The 17,528-nt window shown below is 45.8% G+C and carries 16 protein-coding genes; 1 reads left to right on the plus strand and 15 read right to left on the minus strand.

Annotated features, from left to right (window positions below; translation table 11 throughout):
• Positions 1 to 24: 24 nt before the first annotated feature.
• The 5 genes from ACRWP9_RS18180 to ACRWP9_RS18200 are packed head-to-tail and all read right to left on the minus strand — an operon-like array spanning position 25 to position 7,748.
• Complete coding sequence (locus tag ACRWP9_RS18180; RefSeq protein WP_226410561.1) at positions 25 to 324, minus strand: hypothetical protein; 300 nt, start codon at positions 322 to 324, stop codon at positions 25 to 27.
• Complete coding sequence (locus tag ACRWP9_RS18185; protein WP_434927153.1) at positions 317 to 1,288, minus strand: hypothetical protein; 972 nt, start codon at positions 1,286 to 1,288, stop codon at positions 317 to 319. Before ACRWP9_RS18185 ends, ACRWP9_RS18180 begins: the two co-directional genes overlap by 8 nt.
• Before the next feature lie 37 nt (positions 1,289 to 1,325).
• Positions 1,326 to 3,839, minus strand: coding sequence for a hypothetical protein (locus ACRWP9_RS18190; protein WP_434927154.1), 2,514 nt, complete (start codon positions 3,837 to 3,839; stop codon positions 1,326 to 1,328).
• A 21-nt stretch (positions 3,840 to 3,860) separates the two neighbouring features.
• A complete protein-coding gene (locus ACRWP9_RS18195; RefSeq protein WP_434927155.1) occupies positions 3,861 to 4,238 on the minus strand; it encodes a hypothetical protein in 378 nt (125 codons plus the stop codon).
• A gap of 36 nt (positions 4,239 to 4,274) precedes the next feature.
• On the minus strand, positions 4,275 to 7,748 hold the full coding sequence (locus ACRWP9_RS18200; RefSeq protein ID WP_434927156.1) for a tape measure protein: 3,474 nt from the start codon (positions 7,746 to 7,748) through the stop codon (positions 4,275 to 4,277).
• A gap of 387 nt (positions 7,749 to 8,135) precedes the next feature.
• Between ACRWP9_RS18200 and ACRWP9_RS18205 the strand changes: the two genes are divergently transcribed.
• Positions 8,136 to 8,720 carry a Rha family transcriptional regulator gene (locus tag ACRWP9_RS18205; protein WP_434927157.1) on the plus strand — a complete coding sequence of 195 codons (585 nt, stop codon included), beginning with the start codon at positions 8,136 to 8,138 and terminating at the stop codon, positions 8,718 to 8,720.
• Between the two features lie 69 nt (positions 8,721 to 8,789).
• On the opposite strand, the gene ACRWP9_RS18210 is transcribed toward ACRWP9_RS18205, so the two are convergent.
• The 10 genes from ACRWP9_RS18210 to ACRWP9_RS18255 all read right to left on the minus strand — a co-directional run bounded on the left by ACRWP9_RS18210 (position 8,790) and on the right by ACRWP9_RS18255 (position 17,523).
• The gene (locus tag ACRWP9_RS18210) at positions 8,790 to 9,509 is read right to left on the minus strand and encodes a hypothetical protein (protein WP_434927158.1); all 720 of its coding nucleotides are present in this window, start codon (positions 9,507 to 9,509) and stop codon (positions 8,790 to 8,792) included.
• Entirely contained in the window at positions 9,506 to 9,931 is a 426-nt protein-coding gene (locus ACRWP9_RS18215; protein ID WP_434927159.1) for a hypothetical protein, read from the minus strand. The genes ACRWP9_RS18210 and ACRWP9_RS18215 overlap by 4 nt, the downstream gene beginning before the upstream one ends.
• A 24-nt stretch (positions 9,932 to 9,955) precedes the next feature.
• Positions 9,956 to 10,537, minus strand: coding sequence for a hypothetical protein (locus ACRWP9_RS18220; protein WP_434927160.1), 582 nt, complete (start codon positions 10,535 to 10,537; stop codon positions 9,956 to 9,958).
• Positions 10,538 to 10,557: 20 nt separating this feature from the next.
• Positions 10,558 to 10,863: a hypothetical protein gene (locus ACRWP9_RS18225; RefSeq protein ID WP_434927161.1), complete on the minus strand. Its 306-nt coding sequence runs from the start codon at positions 10,861 to 10,863 to the stop codon at positions 10,558 to 10,560.
• A complete protein-coding gene (locus ACRWP9_RS18230) occupies positions 10,856 to 11,176 on the minus strand; it encodes a DUF2190 family protein (RefSeq protein WP_434927162.1) in 321 nt (106 codons plus the stop codon). The genes ACRWP9_RS18225 and ACRWP9_RS18230 overlap by 8 nt, the downstream gene beginning before the upstream one ends.
• A gap of 83 nt (positions 11,177 to 11,259) precedes the next feature.
• Complete coding sequence (locus ACRWP9_RS18235) at positions 11,260 to 13,329, minus strand: ClpP-like prohead protease/major capsid protein fusion protein (protein ID WP_434927163.1); 2,070 nt, start codon at positions 13,327 to 13,329, stop codon at positions 11,260 to 11,262.
• The gene (locus ACRWP9_RS18240) at positions 13,244 to 14,809 is read right to left on the minus strand and encodes a phage portal protein (RefSeq protein ID WP_434927164.1); all 1,566 of its coding nucleotides are present in this window, start codon (positions 14,807 to 14,809) and stop codon (positions 13,244 to 13,246) included. Before ACRWP9_RS18240 ends, ACRWP9_RS18235 begins: the two co-directional genes overlap by 86 nt.
• A gap of 8 nt (positions 14,810 to 14,817) precedes the next feature.
• On the minus strand, positions 14,818 to 15,021 hold the full coding sequence (locus tag ACRWP9_RS18245) for a hypothetical protein (RefSeq protein WP_434927165.1): 204 nt from the start codon (positions 15,019 to 15,021) through the stop codon (positions 14,818 to 14,820).
• Entirely contained in the window at positions 15,021 to 17,003 is a 1,983-nt protein-coding gene (locus ACRWP9_RS18250; RefSeq protein ID WP_434927166.1) for a phage terminase large subunit family protein, read from the minus strand. Before ACRWP9_RS18250 ends, ACRWP9_RS18245 begins: the two co-directional genes overlap by 1 nt.
• A complete protein-coding gene (locus ACRWP9_RS18255) occupies positions 16,978 to 17,523 on the minus strand; it encodes a terminase small subunit (RefSeq protein WP_434927167.1) in 546 nt (181 codons plus the stop codon). Before ACRWP9_RS18255 ends, ACRWP9_RS18250 begins: the two co-directional genes overlap by 26 nt.
• Between the last annotated feature and the right edge of the window lie 5 nt (positions 17,524 to 17,528).

Consider the following 17,528-nt stretch of genomic DNA (forward strand, 5'->3'; position numbering starts at 1 on the left):
CGTAAGGTCTGCTGAACCTTATAATTACCATATGTCTAACTCACCGAGTACCGCAGGTTCTAGTTTAATTGCGTCAATTGTTTGAAGCGCATAAACACCATTCATATCAATAATGCCGACAATAATTTTATTAGTTAATGCGTACTCGTAATTAAACACAGTTTGAAAAGTCTTTGACGGTGGTACTTCCATGTATCTCATAACCAAGCCAGTAGTTCGGTCAATTATCATCAAACGACTCGCTGCAACGTCAATATCAACGGTCAGTAACCCAACGTTTAAATGATCAGCACCCTTTGTTAGTTTGAGTATTAAACTATTCATACCAAGTGTCCAAATCGATACATACGTTACATGAACCAACGTGACCTTGCCTGATAATCCAATAACTACGACCCTGTTGAGTATGAATTTGCGGCCACGGTTGGTCACTATATCCACCTTGTGCAAATTCATACAGCCCAGCTATAGCGCCACGAATCACAGGTCTACTCTCGCTGAACCGTATGAGTGTATCAAAAGCGTCCTGGGTGCCTGAGTTAAGCGTTTTTAATTTCACCAATACAGGGGCAAGAAATAGGTTTGTAACGGGTACACCTTGCGAGTTAGAAGCTGACGTTTGAGAATAAAGTTTTGCACCATCCATCGGTAAGTACAATTGGTACTCCGCTGAATATATGTCGTTGTTGGCGTCACCAAGTACGACTTGCCCTGAACCGTTAGCCAAATAATCTAGTGATAAATTCCAACCAGTACCACCTGTATTATTTGTTGATGCATAAAATGCCATCATTGTTGATTGGTCATAAGGTAGCGATGGGTCTAAATCACCAAACCACCAAGTACCAGACCCAGACGTACCTGACGCCATAGGTTTAGAGGTGTTATTAACTATTAAATAAAACGATCTCGACGTACCGATTATCACCCACTGTGTGTTATTTACAGTTTGTGCAAAGATGGAATTATAAACGTGAAGCGGTAGCACTTCATCTACACTATTTGCAATTTTACCATGAGTGTAAATTACCGTACCACCCACCCTATCATCCGTATTGAAATCCGCAAATCGCAATACACCACCACTACCATCAGTGGGTGAGTTTCTAAAAACAATCTTTCTATTCTGAACATCTTCAAATGGTGCAGTCCACCCTAATGGTGATTTAGTTCCATAACCCTCAACCAAGCATTTTTTTAATATCGTTATAAATTCAGATGGTCGTCTTTCAACAAGTTGCGGTGCACCCGCATCATCCCAGCGATAAACCGTTACTGGCAATCCCATTTTAATACCCCTTCTTATAATCTATTAATATCAAGCATTAAGACTCATTACCACGGAATGACAACACCGCACGGTCTTCTGTAATTTGTGTGTGGCCACTTTGTACCGTTCGCAACAACATGGCAGGTTTTGAACTGGCGTAGCTTCTAAAACGAATAGCTTCGCCAGCTTGCCAACCTCCACCAAATGCGGCCTGGCGAATAATAAAATACGGGGCAAGTGTCAGCGGGTTTATTGGAGCGAAATAATTGACGGTATCGCCAGTTGCAATTTGACCTAAACGTTTACCCACACAGCGAAATGATGTTGGGCTAGTCATAATTAACACCCAGTCTTCATTAATCGCGGTGTCGTTACGCACCTCAATCGGGTAATCAACCACATTCAAGCTAGCTGTGGTATTGGTTCCATCTTGGTCCCAATTATTCGACCAAGCGGTCATATCGCGAACAGCACCGACTCGTGCTTGTAAATCACCTAAATCTTGAACGCTAGACACCACAGAACCAATGGGGTACGACTGACTTAATGGCGCGGCTAATACCAACTTATTGGGCTGCACCTCTACAACCAAGGCCAACTCGCCTATGCTATCTGTCAGTAAAAATGGCGCTTCAAAACCACTAAAATTACTGTGCAGTGTCACAACACCCGTTTCTTTAACCACGCTGTAATGCGTGTTATTTAGTGTCCATAAACTGGCACCATTGGCATCAGTAATATCGACAAATCGGGCATTCACTCGTACAGATAAAGTTTGGTCAGCTGCTGGGCTAACAACAACTTGAGTTTGACTATGTTGCACATTGATGTTGGTCCAGGCTGTAAAACACGCCACAACACCGCCGTTTTTAATCCGCAGTGGGTTTAGGCCATAAAGCTCAGGAGGGGGTGAAAGCGTCACCGTTTCGGTTACGTCATAACGTAGGGTGCTTAATATCACTCGTTGCGTAAACTCAAGCGATACCGCGCCATTAACAATACTGCCTGTAACACCCGTACCGCTGATAATGCCGTTGGCATCGGCGCTAGCACTAAGCAAGGTTTCAGCAGTGGTCGAAACCGTGACATAAAAGCTATCCAGTACAGGTTCAGGGCTGGTAAGAACAAATGTCACACTTAAATCACCAGGTGGCACATCACCACCACTTGCAGGTTCTGTTTTAGCTAACAAACAGCCATAGGTTAAGGTGAAATTACCCCGAAAATCCACCTCCTTAGTCACTGCACCTGTGCGGGCATTAATCCGGGCTATTACGGTCTGATTTAATTCAATTATAGGGATTGCGTCGATGTCATCGGCACTAAAGTTACCTAAGCTCACACTACTGTTGCTGTAGCTCGAATTATCAAAATCAACTTCACCAGAGAAAAAATCCTTCGTCAGAATGCTATTAACAGGAAACGTATTGCTGCTGGCATAAATCTGGTACTTGCTTGCTTGATAATACGACACCGCAATGCTGTTATTTCCCGTCATGTTGATGCCCGTAAAAATAACAGTAACCGTGGTACCAGTAATGAGGATGTTGGCATACTGACCAAACGACCCGCTATAAGTTACCGCTTGTTTATTGTTTTCAGCAAACCAAGGGGAATTAACTAAATCAGGTATCTCAAAAATATAGGTGTTTTGATTTTTCACACTGGGTAAGACTAAGGTTTTACGCGCTGGAGCATACACGCCCGCATTATCAACCGTAACGCTGCCGCCTTGCGAATCGACTATGCCCGCTAATGCATTACCTGCGCTCAAAGAATTAGTACGCACCTTGGGTAACATCTCTGTTACCGTTGCGCCAACATCCAGTATTTCACTCGTTGCTGCGGCGGTCAGCTCACTCACACCATGGTATTTAATGCCATCATTTGCGCTAACATAACGCAATTTAGTACAGCCCGTTTCACCGTTAATTGTGACGTCAAAGTTAGGTGTATTAAACGGAATAGCCGGCTTAAAATACACTTGCCCACCTTGGCCACCTGTAACGGTTTCTTGCACTTCACAAAAGTGTTCAAAGCGTGGATACTGCGCATTTTCATTACCCGCATACTCAACAGAAATAACAATCACCTGGCCTTGGCTTAACCGAATAGTTTCGTAATAGTCTCTACCGTTAAATTGATAAATAGACTGCAAATACGAGCGAGGAAACGAGTCTTGCCCCGCCAGCAAACCAATTAAACGGTTACGCACCAGCTGCCCAGCTTTAACGGATGACTCTAAAATCTCCACCATGTCAGTCATGCGATCAGCATCTTCAAACTCATTTGACTCAGCTAACAACATGCTCACCAAAGGGTCTGTTGGTTTTTGACTGAAAAAAACATGTCCATTAAGCAACAGCTCAGTGCCAGTGGTATCCAGCGCGGGGTAACATTTGACAATATCAACCGCAGATTGCGAATGGTCGATATCTGAAATCGCTCTAAATAGCTCATTAAGCTCACCAGACTTCACCACTAACTTAGTGCGCTGGCCGCCTGCGTCATCACTAGAACCCAGTGACTCAGGCTTGAATATTTTTAAATCTGCTCGGGTAATGGTCATGTGCCACCTGTGTTAATCATGCTAAAGCGTTAAAAATCGTAAAACCACGTTGGTTAACAATGGGTACTCGCCAAACTCATCATCCAAATCATCACCGGTGATCACGTTAGCTTGGGTGTTATCCCACACCACATTAATGTTGTTGCCATCGTGATTAATGGTAAATGCAGTTAATGTGCTAGCGGCGTGGGCTTGCAGCGCATTAAAATCTAGGCGGTGCATCCAGCCACTTTTGGTACCCAGCTCTAATGCAATACCTGCAGGAATAGCGGTTTGCTGAATATGCGGCGCACCGTTAAGTGCCCGTTTCATATTTGCTGCCACGCGTTGGGTGTTATTGCGGTTAAGCCAATGCAATGGCTCTTCCAAATCAATACTGTCAATAATGGTGCTAAACATAGGACCTCTTTTTGAAGTGATACAGCAACCTAGCGACTAACCGCCAACCGACTGCAGGCGTTTAATTTCTGCATAGAGTTCATTCACAATGCTGCGCTTGGTTTGCGCATCAAAGGTGCGGTTACCCACTTGCAGTTGCAACACAACCGTGTCACTGCTACTTGGGGCAACAGTGGTTTGGCTAGATGATGTTTGGGGAGCTGGGGTGTGTATCGTTTTTTGGGGTGTGGTTTGTTGTTTAAGGTTTTGCGTATCAGTAATAGCGCGTTGTTTGTCAGATTCTTGCTGAGCTTTAATTTCAGCGGTGCGAAACGCATAAACCTTGCTTAAGGTTTTTTCAGCTTCACGTAACTGGTTAATTAACGCCTGATCACCCGTTCGCTCAGCTTTAGCCAGTTGCGCTTTAATTTCTGTTAGCTCTTGCTGATAACGACGCTTTTCAATTTCATCCTGACGGCCAAGGTAACCGTCTAATTCATCTTGCAGCGTATCAAGGGTTGACTGAGCACTATCACGCAGTGAATCCATGCTAGATTTAGCAGAATCAATGGCCGATTTCAGCACACCCAAGTCTTGATCATTCATCAAGTTCATTGAGTTAGCCGCACGTTCTGCGCTTCTAATTAAGCCAATGTTGCCACCTTCGGCCGCATTAAGTGCATCAACCATTTTAAGCAGTTCGATGCGCTGGCCATAATAGGCCGCTTGCGCTTGCTTACCGGCTATTTCAGCTTTACGGGCAAAAGTGCTAATGCCAGTGAAGTCGATAGCAATGGCTAGCTGGTTTTGTAGCTCATTAATCTCACCCGTTAAGCTTCGGTAAGTTTCAATGGTTTTATCTAACTCACTACTTGAGTCAATTAACAGGGTTTGACCGTAAAGAATCGACTTAAAGTAAGCAACAGCACCTTTACTTAGCTCGGCTACTTCGGCGGTAACACCTCGTAAAAAGTCAGTAAAAAACTCAGCAACACCCGCCAATGAAGCCCCTGCTTGCTCGGCACTTTTAACCACAACCCCCAGGGTGTTTTCCATGGTGGTGCCAATGCCTTTATTAGCATTAGCCACTCTCACTTCATTTTCTTCAGCATCATTGCCGACGTTATTTTGCACCTCTTTTAAACGATAATGCTGCTGAATAAGCTGCTCAATATTATCGCTTAAGCCTAAGTTAGCGGCTTGCTGACGAATACTGGCATCAACTTGTTGGTCACCAGCTGCGGCTGCTTTAATGGCTGCATCGGCGTATTTTATAAACGCCTGGTTAAGCTCGTTTGTCGATGCAACGCCATCAGCTGCACCTTGTTTTACTTGTTCATAAGTCGCTTTAGCCGCTGCCGCCTGCTCGCGTAATATCGATATTGTGGTAATACCGGCTTTAGACATCGCCAGCTCAAATGCTTTTGTTTTGGCGGTTTGTTCATCGGTTGCATCAGCTTGCTCTTTTTGGGCTGTGCTAACCTTATTAGCTGCATCAGCTTGTACTTTAGCGCTTTTAGTTGCAGCATCACCTGCGGCTTTATAAGCACTTGAAGCTGATTGCTCAATCTCACCCGTTATCTGTTTCCATGCAGCGGCAGCATCTTTTCCATCTTGCTCAACTTGATCAAAATAGGCTTTAGATACAGCTTTAATCGCGGCAGCTTGATTTTCAAAAGCTTTAGATAAATCATCACCCCCCAGGAAACCAATAACCTTAGCCCAGCCCTCAAGTAAAAATGCAAATAACCCAGTAAATGCACCTCCAACAGTGGCAACCATTGAAGTAAATGTATTAGCAAGCAAACGAATAGATCCACTAATGACATTTAGCGCCCGAGCAAAAGCGCTAATGTTTTCAAGGGTGGCGGTAATGCTTGAACCACCATCGCGGATCATGGTGGTGAAAAAGTCGCTAATGTCTTGCGCAGCTTGTTTGATTTGACCGCTTTTATTGAGTTCATCAAACTTGGCGTTTAACGACTGAATAAAATCAACAGCTACCTGGTACGCGCCCGAGTCGGCAATAATGGTTTTAAACTCGGTCCACTTGTTAGACATCAAGTTAACTTGACCGCTTAATCTATCCAAAGATTTAGACGCTTGGCCGTTAGCTTGCTTGCCCATTTCATCAAACAACTGCTGCATCACATCGCGGCCAAGCTGACCGGCTTCACTCATTTTTTGCAGTTGGACCGCATTTTTACCTGTCACTTTTTCAAGCAAATCCCAAACAGGCACGCCGCGTTCAACTAGCTGTAATATCTCCTCACCTTGAAATTTTTGCTTAGCCCAGGCTTGGCCAACGCCTAAAATAATCCCTTCCAGCTTTTCTTGGCTACCCCCTAACTTAGCGTTGTAATCCACCATGGCCTGCAAGCTGCCATTCATCGGGTCTATGCCAAATGTTTTTAATGAAGCAAACGCTTGTTTAGCCGAATCTAAACGGGTACCGGTATTATTAGCAAAGTCTTTAATCCATTGGGTTGCTTGCTCACCGCTGGCAATGCTGCCCATCATGGCGGTCATTTGCACACCAAAGGCTTTGGCTTCGTCGCCTGCGGTCAGTATCGACTTTAAACTTTCCCAAAGTCTGTCAACACCAATGTAAGCGCCCGCCATAGCCACCAATGACGCTGTGGCACTTTTAACGCTGCCACCAAAGTCACCCGCTTGCTTTTGTGACTCATTTAATAGCTTGTTGTGGCGTTCAAGCCGAGTGTTAACCCCTTTTAACGCTGCTTCACCGGCTATTTGCTGCTGCTTTAAATCAGCACTGGCATCGGCCAGTTTATCCATGCTTATGCCAGCTTTATTTAAGCTGGCGGTGTTTTGATCTAACTCGGTTTTATTTTTATTAAGGCTACGTTCAAGCTGATTTAGCTCAGTTCTAGCGGTTTTTACTTGTAGCGTGTAATCGGCTTTATTACGGCTAGCCGCATCTGTTGCTGTGCTCACCTCAAGCAGTTCGCGGCGCTGTGTATCTAATGCGGTTGCCAGTTCAGTGGCGGCATTTTTAGCGCTGGTTTGTTCAGTCGTTAATTGCTGTAAATCGGTTTTAGCTTTGGTTAATGCTGCGGCTTGCTCTTTGCTAGCAGTGGCACTTTGTTGTTGTTCGGTGCTGAGTTTTTCAACTTCAACCCGGGCTTGCTGTAACTCGGTTTCATACTTAACTAATGCCGCTTGTGCCTGGTTGTATTCTTGCTCAAGTTGATTAGTTGAATCCTCGGCCGCCTTTTGCGCCGCTTCAAGTTTCTTTAACTCTTTGGCAGCCACTTTTTGCTGAACGACTAACTTATCAAGCGCGACTGAATTATCTTTATAGGCTTTCTCACCTTTGCTAATTGAAGCCGTTAAGCCATCAATAGAATTAGCCGCGGCCTGTAAATCTTCTAACTCTTTTAAACGGGCATTAAGTATTTCGCTTTCTGATGCTAATTCAGCTAAAGCCTTTTCCGACTTTTTAGCTTCGCTGGAAAATAAATCTTTGCCCTGAATAATCAGGTTAATAACTTGGTCTTTAAAGCTCATAACATTTCCTTTGGGCAGCAAAAAGCCGTGTGACCGAAAGTTCTCGATTACACATTCATAGGTTTATAAAATGGGTTAATTGTTATCACTGGCTCAGTTAAGTGATAACGAATTGACAAATGTGCCTAAGTGGGGCGATACTGTTTAGGCATTGGCAAAATCCAATGCCGGGATTCGAACCCCGCTATATACCAAGGCGCAATAGTCGCCAGCCTTTAGAGCTGGTTTTTTATTGCGTGATTCAGCGCACCACTTCTATGGTGGGCTGGGTGAGGCAGCCATTTGGCTGGCCGCTCCTTGGTGCGGTAGTTCGAACCTTGCTCAGCTCATCACCCAATGATTCGAACCGTTTGGTGATGATTACTCTCGAACCAAGGAGTGTCACCCATGAACTTACAACAATCTAAAAACTACCCTGCACAACTCGTTTTTATTAACGGCCAACAAACCATTACCAATTCACTGATCGTCGCTGATTATTTTGGCAAACTTCACAAGAATGTATTACGAAAAATTGATGAAATACTTGCTGATGCCCCAAGTGAATTTACGTCAGCTCATTTTAGAGCTAACGTGCAAAATCAACAGGTTGGCACCAGTCAGCGTGATTTAAAGTGCTACCACCTAACCAAAGACGGCTTTATGTTTTTAGTGATGGGCTTTACCGGTGCCAAAGCTGCCGAACTTAAAATCAACTTTATTAATGCCTTTAATGAAGCCCAAAAGCGACTTAGCCGCACAACACACCCGTTTGAGCGTCAGCGCATGTTGTTTACTTGGGAAGCTGGCAAAATAGTCAGCTCGCAACCCATCGATGATAATCAGTTTGTGACTAGCCGTGAAAAATTAGTGCAGTACATACGTGAACCGCGCTTTTTATCAGTAGATCAGTTGTTAGAAATTAGTGAAGCTGCAAACCAGCAGATTGCCACATTAGCCAGAATGGCAGACAAACAAGCTAGATTGCGTTAATTAGTCTTAGATTAAAAAGCCCACTCACTATTTAGTGGGCTTTTTGTTTATGCCCTTTGGTTAATGCAACTACGCTGCACTACGCACAAAGAACTTAGACTTACCTACGGCAACAATGCTGCTGTCGGCTAGTACCCCGCCCTCGATGTCGAACGAACCGAAGTCATCGCCAATTAAGTCTAACCCTGAGGTTGGGCTTGGCTTCCAGCGATAAAACTTAAGCACGTTCGGCTTACCTGTGGCATCGTTAACACCGTCAATCACCACTTTGACTTCTTCGCCTGATTCAACCAGTGCTTGCAGGGCATTACCCGCTTTACTGGTGTAGCTGACTTTTAAGTCTTGGCCTGCAGTAATCGAACCTGTGCTTAATGCACGAATACCGCCTGCGCTGACCACATAGTCAACATCAACATCATAAGTGGGTGTGCCTGAGTCGTGGGTAACCACTGGGGGCACTGTGGTATCAATCATTTTTGCGGTGTCGGCCAGACCATCTAATACAGCAACAATGGCCTCATCAGTAACGGCTCCAGCGGTTAATACGTCCACTTTACCGCGCAGCGCTAACGCTAAGTTGGCGTTGCTGAAGTCGTTTAAGGTCATCGACAATTTAACCGATTTCACTTTGGTGATTTCAGCCGCGTTACCGCCACCACCACGGTAGTTAGGTTGGGCTTTACTTTCTTGCTCGATGTCGATTTTAACGCCACTGGCGTTGCCCACATCGCGGCCATTGACATACACAATGCCTGAGCCGATGTAACTTTCGGTTACGGTTTCGCTCATAATCTTTCTCCAAATTGAACGGTATGAACTAGGGTTAAAGTAATGACCGCTAGCGCATGTTTTTCATGGCTTTCGGGCATAATGTATTTACAGGGTTCGGCCTCTTTAAACGTAATAGCTTTGGGTAGCCATGACGGTTTTTCGGTATTACGTTCGTCTTTAAAGAATGCGCAGCGAATGTCGCGAACTAAATTGATTAGTTCGGCGGTGGGGTTGGTTGATTTGCTTAAGTTAATACCCGCAACCACTTGTAATGTTAAGTCGTCACGGAATGCGTTTATGCCATTTTTGGCGCCGAACAAGTCGGTGTGCGGTTGTAAAAAGATAAACTGATTTTCTTTTGCTAACCCTTGCGCATAAAAACCTTCGCGCACTTCTGCACCGTCAACCAGCTGTAAGCGGTTTAAAATGGTTTGGATCATAGGTACCTCTTAACAGGGCGGTTGTTACTTAGCGTGATGTCCGTATCGTTCACGAAGATGCTTGATGATTGGTGGCTCTATATCGTCACGCATATACTTAAATGCCCCCCAAACTGACGGGCCATATAATGGCTTTTGGTCTTTCGTACCTGCCTTTTTGGCTTTTTGCTTCCCGATTTTTCTCCAAGAATTATCTTTGCGCTTACGCATAAACATTACTTGGTTACCGTTTTGACCAATAATAGTAAATGCCCCCTTAAACCAAACAGGCTGATTTTTATAAGCACTAACGTCATAACCATTTAATACACTTTGACCTTTTTTCCCTGTTCTGTAACGAGGCTTAGCCATTCTCGTCAAGCTTGTGGCTCTGAATCTTGCAGAAATATGTGCGGTTAAATCATTAGGGTGAATACTGACAAAAAAAGTATCTTCCACATATGATTTTGACTTATAACCAAATTTGTTAAATATTTTATCTACCGCAAGATTTTTTCCAAAAACGGCTGCATCATCTATAGCCTTAGTAATGGCTGGTACTTGTGCATCGCGCATCCGCTTTAGCTCTTTAGAAACCTCCTTAAACCCTTGGGTATCTATCCACATATTTAACCCCCATTAAAAACTTAATCCACTAAGTAAATAAACGTTACGGTAATTTCATCCCGCGTATGAAGTTGTGTTAAACGATGTTGCTTACCATTTAACTCAAACACATCATCAGCCATTACCGCGCCGTCTTGCTGTAAAAACTCAGCGAGGGCTATCGGTTCTTGTATGTATTCATTACTGCGATCTATTTCGGTTGGCGGCAGGTGAACACTTCGGCTATAAGCAGCTTGGCCAGCGCTAGGGATAAACTGGCACGGTTGTGCCAGTTTAGTGAACGCACGGGCAAGCTTGCTTGCTATGCGTTCGTTAACGCTAAGCATTAATTTTTACCCAGACTGTATCGCTGGGGTTACCTGCCGCAGCCCACGCTTTACCGGCTAAGGTATTGCCCGATGCGGTTGAGGTGATCATGCCGTCTGATTTAAGGTAAACCTGCGCACCTTGGCCAATGTCATCAGCGGTCACTTTAGGTAACTCGAACACACCTTCAGTTGCCCCCACACCCACTTCATCAATAGCAACATTGCCAAGTGACACAGCAACCACTTTGCCTAATAACACTGGTGCGCCACTGGCCACTGCCGCCGTGGCTGTAAAGTCGATGGTATTACCATCTGATACACAATTTTTCATAATTCATTCCTGATAAGAATTGTTGAAATTTAAGCGTAAAAAAGCCGCTAACGTTTTCGATAGCGGCCTGTTTAATGTTTACGTTATACGCCTGTTGATTTAACCAGGCCACGGTGATCAAGTGGTGATACCCCGGCATCAATACGCACTTTGGTTGCAACACCGTCAACAGTAAAGCCTTGTTGCTGCTCAATGTATGGCGTGTCGATACCGTCAAGGTATGCCACTTCAATCGTGTCTTCACCTTGTGCCGCTGATAAGTACCACTCTTTATCGCTTTTCGCTTTTAAGCGTGGCTCAGATAACACTTCAACAAAGTCGCGGATCGGGTTAGCAACACCTGAGTTTGCATCAGTGCCTTTAACCGACGTTGACTGAATAATTTGCAATACAGCACGCTTAAGGTTTGGTGGTACTAACGCAAATGCAGGCATGATGTTTAACGGTGACTCGCCAATCATCTGCGATTCCATTAATTCAGCAGCAATACTGAACGCTTCAACGCTTGGCGCACCTGATGTTAAGTTGCCATGGTCAGCATGGAACAAGGCTTTACCGTCGTTCATTTTGCCGTTTTTGGTTAGTACAGCCCAGAACAAGTCACCTATGGTACTCTTGGCCGCTTTACCCATTTTCATCGGGACGCCCATCAACATGCCCATGTCGTCATTAATAACCGTTTGGCGTGTTAATGTGAAAATACCGCCATAAGTCGCCAAGGCAATCTTTTCAGCGTGTTCGCCAATGGTGATGTACTTGTACTCAGCACCGTCTTTGACTTCTGGTAAGCTTTTAAACTCACCCATGCCAACACGATGTGCGACTTTAAAGTCACTTAACTGACCTTTTTTAGCGATACGTTCAAAGGTTTCAGCAGCTTCAGCCCAACCTTTTAATACTGACTTATTGGCCACATCTAACATGATGTTACCGAAATCAGATGAGGTATGAGTAAACGCTAACCCCACCATTTGCATCACGTTCATACCGGCACAACCAATACCGCGATCGGCTAACGATGCACGGGCAAGTTCACGTAAGTTATAGCTACCATAGCCATTGTCTTTTTGTGCCGCTTCATGACCAGCCCGCGCCATTAGTTGCGCACGAATTGAGTCACCCACAATGTTACCGTTGCTAGCATGAATAATGACACTTTTAGGCTGCACGGCGCATGGCGTAATACCTTCACCCAACTTAGCCAAAATCATGTCTTTGGCTTTGTCTGCGTCAATATCATCATTTGCAAGACAGCTGTTTTTAAGCTCAGTGAGTTGAGGGAACGTGGCAAATGCGGTGTTAATACCGTCGGTTCGCGCTTTGTTCATTGCTTTAGCCGCCGCTTGAATATCCGCTGCAGATGGTGCAACAGCTGCGGGTACCGATGGGGCTGGTACAAGAGTATTAGCGACTACTGGCGCAGGCGTATTGGTTGCACCAGGTACATTACCCTGTGGTGCAAACAGGTTTTTTAGAGCTTCAGGCATATTAGTAAAGTCCTTGAGTCTTTTTGAAGTAAGCGAAGCCGCCATTTGCAGCGGTTCAGTGAGGATGTTGGCAAAACCTTTTTCAACCGCTTCGCGGCCAGTTAGCCATGTTTCAGCTGCCAAAAGCGTGTGTAACTCGGCTTCTGGCAAACCTGTTTTTTGTTGATAAGCACCAACTAAGTTACCTTCAACCTTGTCGAGTAAGTCGGCATATTTGCGCATGTCGTCGGCGTCACCTAATGTGCCGCCCCATGGCTTATGCACCATCATCATGGCGTTTTCGGGCATAATGACTTCATCAAAGGCCATGGCAATCACACTGGCCATTGATGCTGCAAGGCCGTCAATATGACAAACCTTGTGCGCGGGGTGACCTTTGATCATGTTGTAAATCGCCATACCTTCAAACACATCACCACCAGGTGAATGAATGCGTGCCGTTAAGGTGCCGATTTTGCCTAATGCTTGTAAGTCGCTGGCGAACTGACGGGCACTAATGCCCCAGCCGCCAATTTCGTCATAAATCATTAATTCGGCATTACCGTTTTGCGCTTTTAAGCTGTACCAGCTTTTATCGGGCTTATTGGTCGGCGTCAGGGTCAGGCTTGCTTGTGGTGCGAACACCATTGCGGCGGCCATTGCTAGACTTAGATGAGTCTTTTTCACTTGGGGTTACTCCGTTTTGTGGCTCTGGGTCGTTAGGGGTCACCATGTCGTTTTCACGATTGTGTTTCACTTCGCGCTCACGCTGGCGTTTAACTTCGCTTGGGTTACGACCTCGGGCACGGGTCCAATCAGCCTCAGAGGCAACATTACCGGCTATCATCATTTCCCAGCCTTGGGCTTCTTTGCGGGGGTCAATCCATGGCATGGTGGGACCGTAATACACCGAATCAAACAAGGTGCGCATGTCTAGATCTGGCGGTAGCACTAATGGGTCTTGCTTGTTCATTAGTTCCATTTGCAACCAATTACGAAACGCAGGCCGCGCCCAACCGGCACAAAACCATTGCTGCATAATGCGGTTCGACTCATCTTGCTCAACCAGCTCCTGGCGCTGGCTTGAATAACTGCCTTTATAGTCACGGGCAATGCTTGAGTAACTGCCACGAGTACCCGCAGCACAAGCTTTTAGCTGACCATTACGAAAATCGACCAAATGCACGTTAGGGCGATTTGACTCAATCATGCCGACATCTTCACCCGGTGCGAGATCGTCGAACGTCATGCCGGGTGCAATGTTAATTTCGCGGTCAGTTTTGGCATCACCATCTGTGCCGAACATACTGGCATCGCCACGTTTAATGTAAAACGCTAACGCAGCAGCAATACGGGCGGCAACTCGTTCAGATTCTTCATAGTCTTTAATGTCGCCAAGGCGGGTTAAAATACCGTGAAAAATACTGATACCGCGCAGCTGGTGCAGGCGTTTAAATAAGCCCAAGTGCAGCATGTTGCTAGCAGGTACTATTTTGGTTTTATAACGAAAACCGATTTGGTCAGACGGGTGATCAAGCAACACATGGTAATTAACCACCTGCCCCCATCCGTTAACCTCAAACCCTTGACGCACCCGTTGCGACACATCGTTTAGTTCAAACGGAATGTAATCAGGTTCTAACGCTTCAATGCTGTATTGGGTGCCTTGCGGGTTTGGGTGACCAAACTTTGGCACTTTGCCACGCACTTGATGGCCGAATGCTTCACCGTCTCGCAATGCGGTACGTAGCACTAAACGCTCAAGCTCTGGCCGTGTGTAGCGCCCTGTTACGTCAGGTTTTAATGACCATGCAGCAAATCGGCGCTGAATATCATTGGCTAAATCATCCAGTATTTCACCGCTAAGGCTGCGGGGCTGTGGCTCAACCACAATACCTTGCGCACCAATTACCCGCTCTTCCATGCGGTCTAAAATACCAATACTCAGGTCGTGGTTTTCGTCTAACCAACGCGCCTGTTCACGAAGGCTTTTACCTGCGGCAAACACCGCTTGGTTTGCGCCGCGCCCCTCTTTATTGGCTTTGTGGGTTCGGCTTGGGCTGGCAGCTTCATAACCTTTAAGGTTGCGATAACTCATAGCAGCCGCCTGTCGCTTTAACGCCCAGCCAGGGGATAAATACGATAGTGCATCGTTAATAATGCTCATATTGTTTCCTAGTTAAATCGGGCGAGTGTGGTACCCCGTGGGCGGGTGTACATGCTTAAGGTGCGCTGCCATTCAATGCGGCCCTTACGAATTTGTTCCAGGTCTTCACTGGTCATCAACTTGCCGTTAACGCTAACGGTTTTACCCGCCAACACGTCTTTTTCAGCTTCGATATACAGCGCGACCATGTCTGTCGCGGTTTGCTTTGACATTACAGCCAGCCTCCTGATTTAGCCGATCCACCATTTAGCCAGTTATTAGCTGGGGCTTTTTTCGGTTTTTTGGGTTGTGGGGATTCATCGGTTAATGATGGGTTGTCGTGTTTATTTGTTATCGCTTTACTGAGCGATTCGAGATTAATGCCAAACCTATCAATGGCGATATACAGTGCAGCCATGGCATACACAAAACAGTCGAGCGCTTCGTTACGCCTGCCGCCTGCTTCCCAGCGATACACAATGCGACCATCACGGCGTGTCGGCAATTTTCGTTCAGAGGTTAACTGTTGCAGTTCGGTGTCATCACAAATGCTGTCGTTCAGTGGCAAATGAATGGCACCAGGTGTGCGGGTATCAACACTGGGTTGAGTGCGCATCATGGCCATGATCAACTCTTTGGCGTTGTCGGTACCCACTTCTGTTAGGTACACGCCTTTGTTGCTCCGCTTGCGGGGGAAATTAGCAATCGGCTTGCCGTACATGTTGGCGCCCCTAATAGGTACCACACGGAACAAACCGAGCTTTTTACTCATTGAGTAAACCGTATCGGAGTAGTGACCGCCAGAATCCCAACACGTTGTGCCAATGCTGAGCACTATGCCGTCGTTACGGGGGTAACTTTGGTTTAAGCGCAGGGCAACTTTATCAAGCAGCACTTGGCTTGCTGGGTCACCGTACAAAATAAACCTATCGATTAGGGCACATTCTTTACCTGCGCCCCAGCCCCAAACACGGCCTTCATAACGGTCGTCTTGGGTATCCACACCCGCCGTTAAGTACACTACCCAATCTGGCATGTTGCCGTTGGGGTACATTTCACGCCTGCGGCCTAGGTCTTCCCACTCGATGCGTTCGCCGTTGTCGTTGTCCCACGGTTGGCCCAGTTTGGTGTTAACAAAGGTTTGCAGCTTTTCTTTGTCGCCTTTGGCTTTGTAAAACTCGGTAACTAACTTGGCCCAGCTGTTAAGCGTGTTATAAGCCGACCAGATATAAATAGAGATATTTTCAGGGGTTAAAAAGTCGTTGCCGTCTTTGTCAAAAAACGAAATAAAGTCGGGGGTAGTCACGCCCGTTTTGTCGCATATCCACACAGCGCGGGGGTGTTCTTCCATATCATGCAGTTGATTATTTTCAATGCAGCAACCGCAGTGTTCACAAACGTAATACGCTGTTTTTGGGTCATTGCCTTGCCACTTAATGCCAAAGGGTTCAGTTTTGCCGCCCCACTTTAAATGCTGCAATTCATCACAATGTGGGCAAGGTAAGTTAAATCTAAATTGGTATTGGCTTTCGCTACAGGCCTTTTCAATTTGGCATGTACCGAGAATTTTGGGGGTGGATCCACGAATCGATTTAGGAAACATCGACAGTTCAACACGGGTATCACCTAACGATGTGGCGTTACCTTCGTGTTCGATTGACTCGTCAAAACCTGCAAGTTCATCGTAAATAACATCATCGGTTGAAATTTCACGGTAGTTAGCGGCTGCAGTACCACCGCGTACCATTAAGGTTTTACCGTTGGTAAATACCTTATCTTCTAAGGTACTGTCTTTATGTTTGCGGCCAATCCACGGCGCTAGGGCTTTCCAAATTGGCATGTCGCGTATTGCGGTTTCAACGTGTTTTTTCATGAACGTTTTGGCGGCACCGTCACGCGGCTGGTATATCAGCACGTTACGTTTTTTGTGTTCTATCTTGTAGCCAGCATTGGCCATCAGCATTTTGGTGTAACCCACACGAGCTGATTTCATAATGTTAAGCGTGGTAATTTGGTCATTACCCATGGCATTTAATATGCCGATTTGAAACGGTAAGCTTTCCCATTTACCTTCGGTGTAAGACGATTCCGACGACATATAAAAATGGCTGTCGGCGTATTCACTACAGGTTAAAACAGGTGGGCGGTAAAACGATTTAAGACCAGCAGATACAGCGGCTTTCAGATTGTTAATCTGTGCTGCTGATATATTCATCCAATAAATCCTCAATGCCGTTGGCCAGTTCAGCTGCGGTGTTTTGGCTTTTAATCACTTCGGCGCGAATAGCATCTATGGTGCGTTCTGGCATGTCGGGGAATTTACGTTTTACGCGTATGTGTATTTGGTCTAGCACGGGCGATATTTGCGCGGCTATGCGGCTAAGCACAAATGAGCAAAACGCCACCTCGACCACTTCTTTGCGGTCTTTTTCGTTTTTCAGCTCTTGGCCGTCGGCTTGCCCTTTGGTTAAGCGCCAACGTTCATAATCAATATTAGGTTTTTCGTCTTCATCATCTTGCGGTTTGCCCGATTTCCCGAGCAGGTGTTTTTTACGCTCATTAGCTACCCGATTACCCACCACGTCACTCATGGTATATAAACACTCACGACCACTTTTGCTGTGTATGGGCACGTCCCACTTGTCGAACGCTTGGGTACTAATGCCCAAACTTTTGCACAGGTCGGTTTTGTTCAGTAGCACTGGCTCGGCTTCGGGTGTTTGAATACGTGCCATAAAAT

Origin of the sequence: Shewanella sp. HL-SH2, from assembly GCF_051164935.1 — a bacterium.
In the GTDB taxonomy this organism is placed as follows: domain Bacteria; phylum Pseudomonadota; class Gammaproteobacteria; order Enterobacterales; family Shewanellaceae; genus Shewanella; species Shewanella glacialimarina.

Excerpts from the sequence above, each read along its gene's own strand:
- ACRWP9_RS18180 (WP_226410561.1), bottom strand. The coding sequence starts at position 324 with ATGAATAGTTTAATACTCAAACTAACAAAGGGTGCTGATCATTTAAAC.
- ACRWP9_RS18185 (WP_434927153.1), bottom strand. The coding sequence starts at position 1,288 with ATGGGATTGCCAGTAACGGTTTATCGCTGGGATGATGCGGGTGCACCG.
- ACRWP9_RS18190 (WP_434927154.1), bottom strand. The coding sequence starts at position 3,839 with ATGACCATTACCCGAGCAGATTTAAAAATATTCAAGCCTGAGTCACTG.
- ACRWP9_RS18195 (WP_434927155.1), bottom strand. The coding sequence starts at position 4,238 with ATGTTTAGCACCATTATTGACAGTATTGATTTGGAAGAGCCATTGCAT.
- ACRWP9_RS18200 (WP_434927156.1), bottom strand. The coding sequence starts at position 7,748 with ATGAGCTTTAAAGACCAAGTTATTAACCTGATTATTCAGGGCAAAGAT.
- ACRWP9_RS18205 (WP_434927157.1), top strand. The coding sequence starts at position 8,136 with ATGAACTTACAACAATCTAAAAACTACCCTGCACAACTCGTTTTTATT.
- ACRWP9_RS18210 (WP_434927158.1), bottom strand. The coding sequence starts at position 9,509 with ATGAGCGAAACCGTAACCGAAAGTTACATCGGCTCAGGCATTGTGTAT.
- ACRWP9_RS18215 (WP_434927159.1), bottom strand. The coding sequence starts at position 9,931 with ATGATCCAAACCATTTTAAACCGCTTACAGCTGGTTGACGGTGCAGAA.
- ACRWP9_RS18220 (WP_434927160.1), bottom strand. The coding sequence starts at position 10,537 with ATGTGGATAGATACCCAAGGGTTTAAGGAGGTTTCTAAAGAGCTAAAG.
- ACRWP9_RS18225 (WP_434927161.1), bottom strand. The coding sequence starts at position 10,863 with ATGCTTAGCGTTAACGAACGCATAGCAAGCAAGCTTGCCCGTGCGTTC.
- ACRWP9_RS18230 (WP_434927162.1), bottom strand. The coding sequence starts at position 11,176 with ATGAAAAATTGTGTATCAGATGGTAATACCATCGACTTTACAGCCACG.
- ACRWP9_RS18240 (WP_434927164.1), bottom strand. The coding sequence starts at position 14,809 with ATGAGCATTATTAACGATGCACTATCGTATTTATCCCCTGGCTGGGCG.
- ACRWP9_RS18245 (WP_434927165.1), bottom strand. The coding sequence starts at position 15,021 with ATGTCAAAGCAAACCGCGACAGACATGGTCGCGCTGTATATCGAAGCT.
- ACRWP9_RS18250 (WP_434927166.1), bottom strand. The coding sequence starts at position 17,003 with ATGAATATATCAGCAGCACAGATTAACAATCTGAAAGCCGCTGTATCT.
- ACRWP9_RS18255 (WP_434927167.1), bottom strand. The coding sequence starts at position 17,523 with ATGGCACGTATTCAAACACCCGAAGCCGAGCCAGTGCTACTGAACAAA.